The organism is Brevundimonas sp., assembly GCF_032017145.1.
GTDB lineage: Bacteria > Pseudomonadota > Alphaproteobacteria > Caulobacterales > Caulobacteraceae > Brevundimonas.
In genome coordinates this window covers 21317-27529 of record NZ_DALZQC010000037.1, presented here as the reverse complement: position 1 = coordinate 27529, position 6213 = coordinate 21317, and the positions used below count along the sequence as shown (strand labels likewise).

At 66.0% G+C, this 6213-nt stretch carries 7 protein-coding genes and 1 pseudogene; 4 read left to right on the top strand and 4 right to left on the bottom strand.

Annotation, left to right across the window (positions count from 1 at the left end; translation table 11 throughout):
• Window positions 1–249 (bottom strand): annotated as a pseudogene (locus RTU05_RS08335) (J domain-containing protein); the annotation flags it as partial.
• A 111-nt stretch (window positions 250–360) separates the two neighbouring features.
• Here RTU05_RS08335 and pdxH point away from each other — a divergent pair.
• Window positions 361–1035 carry a pyridoxamine 5'-phosphate oxidase gene (pdxH, locus tag RTU05_RS08330; protein ID WP_312597348.1) on the top strand — a complete coding sequence of 225 codons (675 nt, stop codon included), beginning with the start codon at window positions 361–363 and terminating at the stop codon, window positions 1033–1035.
• A gap of 460 nt (window positions 1036–1495) precedes the next feature.
• On the opposite strand, the gene queA is transcribed toward pdxH, so the two are convergent.
• The 3 genes from queA to RTU05_RS08315 all read right to left on the bottom strand — a co-directional run bounded on the left by queA (window position 1496) and on the right by RTU05_RS08315 (window position 4538).
• On the bottom strand, window positions 1496–2596 hold the full coding sequence (gene queA, locus RTU05_RS08325; RefSeq protein WP_312597346.1) for a tRNA preQ1(34) S-adenosylmethionine ribosyltransferase-isomerase QueA: 1101 nt from the start codon (window positions 2594–2596) through the stop codon (window positions 1496–1498).
• Between the two features lie 63 nt (window positions 2597–2659).
• Window positions 2660–3202: a GNAT family N-acetyltransferase gene (locus tag RTU05_RS08320; protein ID WP_312597344.1), complete on the bottom strand. Its 543-nt coding sequence runs from the start codon at window positions 3200–3202 to the stop codon at window positions 2660–2662.
• A 49-nt stretch (window positions 3203–3251) separates the two neighbouring features.
• Window positions 3252–4538: a D-amino acid dehydrogenase gene (locus tag RTU05_RS08315; protein ID WP_312597342.1), complete on the bottom strand. Its 1287-nt coding sequence runs from the start codon at window positions 4536–4538 to the stop codon at window positions 3252–3254.
• Window positions 4539–4673: 135 nt separating this feature from the next.
• Here RTU05_RS08315 and RTU05_RS08310 point away from each other — a divergent pair, with 135 nt between their 5' ends.
• The 3 genes from RTU05_RS08310 to RTU05_RS08300 all read left to right on the top strand — a co-directional run bounded on the left by RTU05_RS08310 (window position 4674) and on the right by RTU05_RS08300 (window position 6168).
• Window positions 4674–5123 carry an Lrp/AsnC family transcriptional regulator gene (locus tag RTU05_RS08310; RefSeq protein WP_312597340.1) on the top strand — a complete coding sequence of 150 codons (450 nt, stop codon included), beginning with the start codon at window positions 4674–4676 and terminating at the stop codon, window positions 5121–5123.
• Between the two features lie 30 nt (window positions 5124–5153).
• A complete protein-coding gene (locus tag RTU05_RS08305; RefSeq protein ID WP_312597338.1) occupies window positions 5154–5624 on the top strand; it encodes a hypothetical protein in 471 nt (156 codons plus the stop codon).
• A gap of 199 nt (window positions 5625–5823) precedes the next feature.
• The gene (locus RTU05_RS08300; protein WP_312597336.1) at window positions 5824–6168 is read left to right on the top strand and encodes a RidA family protein; all 345 of its coding nucleotides are present in this window, start codon (window positions 5824–5826) and stop codon (window positions 6166–6168) included.
• Window positions 6169–6213: the final 45 nt, after the last annotated feature.

Sequence of the window (6213 nt, the reverse complement as noted above, 5' to 3'; positions counted from 1 at the left end):
GGGCGCGGGACGAAGGCGCGGCGCGGCCAGGGCCGGCCGGCCTGGTCGATGCGCCTGGATCAACCGATAGGCCGCGATCACTTGCCGGAAACGCTCGGTGTCGCCCCCCGTCTGGTCCGGCCGCGCCGCCTTCACCGCCGCACGGAAGGCGGCCTTCAGCGTCGGCGCATCGACATCGGCCGACACGCCCAGCACGGCCAGGGCCTCGCGGACGCCGGAAACCTCGACTGAAGAACGGTGCGCGCTCATGGCCCCAACCGTTCGCCGATCAGGGTCAACGGGCGGTTAACCGTGATCGAATCGGCGCCGCTTTTGACCTCGATCATTTGCACGGCCGACCCCACGGGCTAGACCGGCGTCATGACCGCATCCGTGATCCCGCCCAGCCCGTCGCGTGAGGAATACGCCCGCGACTACGCCGCCGCCCTGGCCGCCAATGGGGACGACAGCCTGTTCCAGCGCGCCGAACCCATAGGGCTGTTCATCGAATGGCTGGCCGACGCGCGGGCGCACGAGCCGAACGACGCCAACGCCATGACCCTGTCCACGGTCGATGCGGACGGCCTGCCGGATGCGCGGATCGTGCTGCTGAAGGATGTCGATGCGCGCGGTTTCACCTTCTATTCCAACAGCCAAAGCGCCAAGGGCGTCGAACTGGCCGGCCATCCCGCCGCCGCCCTGACCTTCCACTGGAAGACCCTGCGGCGTCAGGTGCGGGTGCGCGGCGCGGTCGAGCCGGTGACGGCGGACGAGGCGGACGCCTATTTCGCCAGCCGCGCGCGCGAAAGCCGCATCGGCGCCTGGGCCTCGGACCAGTCGCGCCCGCTGTCGGACCGCCCGGCGCTGGAAGAGGCCGTGGCTCGCGAGACCGCGCGCTTCGATGGTCAGGAGGTGCCGCGCCCGTCCCACTGGACCGGCTGGCGCGTCGTGCCGCGCTCGGTCGAGTTCTGGCGCGATCGCCCCTTCCGCCTGCACGACAGACTCAGGTTCGAGCGCGATGGCGACGCCTGGAGGACGCAACGCCTCTGGCCCTGACGCCAATCTGAGTCTTCGGCGAGCGAACTGGGCGGCCTGAATCGCAGAATAAGGTTCGTCACAACGCGCACAACGAGGTCACGGCGAACACGACGAGACCGAACACGCGTCGGCGTCCCTCAATGCCATGTCCATATCGTCGATCAATCTGCGGCTTCGCCGCCGCAGGCCATCAGGACGTTCCGAACCGGGCAGGGCGCCGTCGTGTTCGCCGTGACCTCGCTGTGATCTTTGTGATGAACCTCTTCCAGGCCACCGTCGACGGTTCTAGGTTCAATCGACATTCAGCCAACGACCGTCATTCCGGGGCGTCCGGAGGACGAACCCGGAACCCAGGAGGCTTGCGTCAGGCGTTGGATGCATTCAACAACGCGACCGGCCCCCTGGGTTCCGGGTTCTTCGCTTTGCTCAGCCCCGGAATGACGAGCCGAGACATCTGCTTCACGAATATCGATTGAAACTAGGCGCGGAACAGCAGCGACCCGTCGCCATAGGAATAGAAGCGATAGCCGTCCGCCACCGCATGGGCGTAGGCCGCCTTCATCGTCGCCTGACCCGCGAAGGCGCTGACCAGCATGAACAGCGTCGATTTGGGCAGGTGGAAGTTGGTCATCAGCACATCGACCGCCCGGAACCGATAGCCCGGCGTGATGAAGATGGCGGTGTCGCCGTGGAAGGGTCTGATCTCGCCGTCCTCGTCCGTGGCGCTTTCCAGCAGTCGCAGGGAGGTGGTGCCGACGCAGACGATGCGGCCCCCCTTCGCATGGACGGCGTTCAGGGCGGCGGCGGTCTCGGGCGACACCTCGCCCCATTCGCTGTGCATCCTGTGATCGGCCAGATCGTCGACCTTGACCGGCAGGAAGGTGCCGGCGCCGACGTGCAGGGTCACGGCTTGGGTCGAGACGCCGCGCGCCCGGATGGCGTCCAGCAGGGCAGGGGTGAAGTGCAGGCCCGCCGTGGGGGCGGCGACAGAACCGTCATGCTCGGCGAAGACGGTCTGATAGTCGGAACGGTCGCGGTCGTCCTCGGCCCGTTTGGCGGCGATATAGGGCGGCAGGGGCATGACCCCGACCTCGCGGATCGCGTCGTCCAGCGCCGGGCCGGACAGGTCGAACCTCAGGCTGATCAGGCCGTCGTCGCCCTTGGCCGTGACCGTCGCGTCCAGACGGCCCAGGTCGCAGGCGGCGTCGCCATGGGCGCCGAACCTGATCCGGTCGCCCGGCTTGATGCGCTTGCCCGGCTTCATGAAGGCGGACCAGACGTCGGGCGCGTCGCGATGGTGCAGCGTCGCCTCGACCTCGACCGTCAATGTGTCGCCCTCCGGCCCGCCGACGACGGGATTCAAGCGCTGGCGCACTCCGGATAGGCGCGCGGGGATCACGCGGGTGTCGTTGAACACCAGGGCGTCGCCGGGGCGCAGGAAGTCGGCCAGGTCGCGAATGATCCGATCCTGAAGCGCATACCCGTCGACCACCAGCAGGCGGGCAGAATCGCGCGGATCGGCCGGCCGCAGGGCGATGCGGTCCTCGGGCAGGTCGAAGTCGAAATCAGCAGTCTTCATCGGGCGCTCTATACGAGCGTCCCTAGCAGTGCGCCATGATTAGGAAGGCCGTTCAGCCAGCCACTAAGCCGGCGCAGACTGGGTAAGCGCATAAAAATCGCTTGAACCGGCTTTTTCACCGAGTTGAGGGCGAGCCTCCCAGTTTGCCAGGGTCGCCTCGTAATTGAGGCCCGCTTTTTGAAGCACAGCAGCTGACGCGACATTGCCGGCATGACATGTCGCCCACACCCGTAAGATCGAAGGCTGAGCAATGGCCCAATGGGTGACAGCGGTTGCGGCTTCTGTGGCGAAGCCGTTGCCCCAGAACCGCTCTTCGAAGATGTAGCCGAAGTCCGCCTTAGGCGGCGACAACCGCAGCTCGATCACACCGATAAAGCGCCCAGGTGCTTTCTCGGTGATAGCCCAAGGGAAAGCTGAGCCGGAAATCCAACAGGCCTCGCACCGCTCTGCAAACTCCAGACTTTCGGCAAGGCGCTCATGGCGTCTGAACGGCATGAACCGTGTTTCAGCGATCCCGCCGGCATACCGAAAGATGTCAGAAGCATCTGAGAGCTGGACCGGACGAAGACGCAGCCGTTCGGTTTCTAGTATCTCGGGCGGGCGCATTCATTGACGATAGACGCTGGCGTCGCAAGTCTGCAATCGAGGAAACGTTTCAGCTATAATCGGGCGCAAATGCTCCAGCCCATGATCCATAGCGGTTCAGGGACAGGTCGTGCGTCTCGATCTCGGGCTTGGCGCCGCCCAGCGTGTCGGCCAGGACGCGGGCGGAGCCGCAGGCCATGGTCCAGCCCAGGGTGCCGTGGCCGGTGTTCAGATAGAGCCCCGGAAGCCGGGTGGCGCCGATGACGGGGGTGCCGTCGGGGGTCATGGGGCGCAGGCCGGACCAGTAGCTGGCGCCTTCCAGGTCGCCGCCGCCGGGGAACAGGCTGCCGACCGACTGTTCCAGCGTCTCGCGGCGCAGGATGGGCAGGCTGTTGTTGTAGCCGGACAGTTCGGCCATCCCGCCGACGCGGATGCGGTCGCCCAGACGGGTGATGGCGACCTTGTAGCTTTCGTCCATGACGGTCGAGACGGGGGCGCGGTCCGCGTCGGTGATCCGGGCCGTGATCGAATAGCCCTTCACCGGATAGACCGGCAGTTTCAGTCCCAGCGGCGCGACCATCTGCGGCGAATAGGAGCCCAGCGCCACGACCACGGCGTCGGCCTGCAGCGCGCCCATGCTGGTGCGCGCGCCCACGACGCGGCCATTGGCTTCGGTCAAACCGTGTATCTGAACGCCATTGTGGAAGACCACGCCCTGCTCAGCCGCCAGTTTCGCCAGGGCGTTGGTGAACAGGAAACAGTCGCCGGTCTCGTCGTTCGGCAGGCGCAGGCCGCCGACGAAGGGGACGTCGGACGCCGCCAGACCCGGCTCTGCGGCGACGCAGCCTGCCGGGTCCAAAACCTCGCACGGGACGCCCTGGGCGCGCAGGACATCGACGTCCTTGTGCACATCGGCCAGCTGTTTTTCGGTGCGGAACAGTTGCAGCGTGCCTTGCTCGCGCCCGTCATAGGCGATGCCGGTTTGGCGGCGCAGCAGGTCCAGCTGGTCGCGGCTGTATTCGGCCAGACGCACCATCCGCCCCTTGTTCAGCGCATAGCGTTCGTGGGTGCAGTTGCGCAGCATGGCCAGGGTCCAGCGGATCATGGCCATGTCCAGTTGCGGGCGGATGATCAACGGGGCGTGGCGCATCAACAGCCACTTCATCGCCTTGACCGGGATCGACGGCGCGGCCCAGGGCGCGGAATAGCCGGGCGAGACCTGACCCGCATTGGCAAAGCTGGTCTCCAGCGCCGGGCCGGATTGGCGATCGACCACGATGACCTCATGGCCTGCTTGATTGAGATACCAGGCGGTGGTGATGCCGATGACGCCCGAACCAAGCACCAGAACCCGCATGTGACGCTTCCAAGCCGACTGTTTTCGTTTCAGCCAAGTTAGCCTTGCGGCGTTCGATGATCCTGCCTGTTTGCGCAATGATCAGCGGCTGATACAAGGTTTACGCAATTATCTGCGGTCAGAAGGCGGAAAATTGTGACTCTGCTCGATCCTGTCGATCAACGCATCCTGCAACGCCTGCGCGCCGATGGGCGGATCAGCAATGCGGACCTGGCGACGGCGGTGGGCCTGTCGCCTTCGGCCTGTCTCAGGCGGGTGCGTCGGTTGGAGGCAAGGGGCGTGATCCGGGGCTATGCCGCCATACTGGCCAATGACGGTGACGACGGGGTGGTGGCCTATGTCGAGATCACGCTGGAGAAACAGACTGACGACCATATGCGTCGGTTCGAGGCGGCGGTCAGGAACCACCCGGAAATCCGTGACTGCTATCTGATGGCGGGTGAGGCGGATTACATCGTCCGCGCCGTGGCGCCCGACATCGCCGCCTATGAGGTGATCCACAAGGACGTGCTGTCGCGCCTGCCCGGCGTGTCGCGCATCCACTCCAGCCTGGCGATCCGCAACGTGCTGGCGGCGGCGGGCTGAACCCTCGTCGTCTTGGGGTGTTCAGACGGCATGAAGCCCACCGACCTTGTTCCCTCCGCCCTCATTGGCGCCGTCGCCAGCGCCCGCTCCATGACCCCGATGGCGGCCATCGCCATCGCCGAGCTGGCCCACAAACCCACGCCTGGGCGAGTCTTTTTGTTGAACCTGCCCCTGTTCAAGTTTGGCGCCTTGTTGATGGGCGTGGGGGAGTTGTTCGGCGATAAGATGAAATCGGCGCCGGACCGGACCGTCTTTCTGGGTCTGCTGGCGCGGGTGATGAGCGCGTGCATCGCCGGATCGGCCCTGGCACCGCGCGGCAAGGAGAAGCTGGGCGCGGGCGTCGCCGTCGCGACCGCCGTTCCGCTGGCCTATCTGACGCTGGCCGGCCGTAAGAAGGCTATGGCCCGCATCGGCCAGACCAAGAGCGGATTGATCGAAGACGCCGTGATCGTCGGCGCGGGCGCGCTGGTGGTGGCGATGGCGTTGCGGGGGCGGCGCTAGGTTTCCTTCGCTTAGCGTCATGCACGGGCTTGACCTGAGGATCGGAGGTTCAACTGCCGGTGCGATGAGGGTGACGCACAGCCCGATCCGTAACCCGGCCCTCGGGTCGGACCCGAGGGTGACGGAGGGCAGGGGCGGTCCTAGACAGGCGTGTTCTCATGCCGATAGGTGCGGCGACCGTTTCACAGGAGTTCTTCCCATGATCACCCGCATCCAGCCCGGCGCCCGCATGAGCGAGGCGGTCGTCCACGGCGACACCATCTATCTAGCGGGACAGGTGGGCGAGCCGGGCGACGATGTGGTCGCCCAGACCAAGACGGCCCTGGCCGAGATCGAGGCCCTGCTGGCCGAAGCGGGCAGCGACAAGTCGAAAATCCTGATGGCCCAGATCTGGCTGGCTGACATGGCCGACTTCGAGGCGATGAACAGCGTTTGGGACGCCTGGGTCGACACCGCCAATCCGCCCGCCCGCGCGACGGGTGAAAGCAGGCTGGCGTCATCTGACTATCTGCTCGAAATCATCGTGACCGCCGCAAAGGGCTGAAAGCCCATCAGCAAAGGGCGGCGGACGGTTGACCGCGCGGTTTAC

Bases quoted from the DNA above. Each gene is read 5' to 3' on its own strand.
- RTU05_RS08315 (WP_312597342.1), bottom strand. From the start codon at position 4,538: ATGCGGGTTCTGGTGCTTGGTTCGGGCGTCATCGGCATCACCACCGCC.
- queA (WP_312597346.1), bottom strand. From the start codon at position 2,596: ATGAAGACTGCTGATTTCGACTTCGACCTGCCCGAGGACCGCATCGCC.
- RTU05_RS08320 (WP_312597344.1), bottom strand. From the start codon at position 3,202: ATGCGCCCGCCCGAGATACTAGAAACCGAACGGCTGCGTCTTCGTCCG.
- RTU05_RS08305 (WP_312597338.1), top strand. From the start codon at position 5,154: ATGAAGCCCACCGACCTTGTTCCCTCCGCCCTCATTGGCGCCGTCGCC.
- RTU05_RS08300 (WP_312597336.1), top strand. From the start codon at position 5,824: ATGATCACCCGCATCCAGCCCGGCGCCCGCATGAGCGAGGCGGTCGTC.
- pdxH (WP_312597348.1), top strand. From the start codon at position 361: ATGACCGCATCCGTGATCCCGCCCAGCCCGTCGCGTGAGGAATACGCC.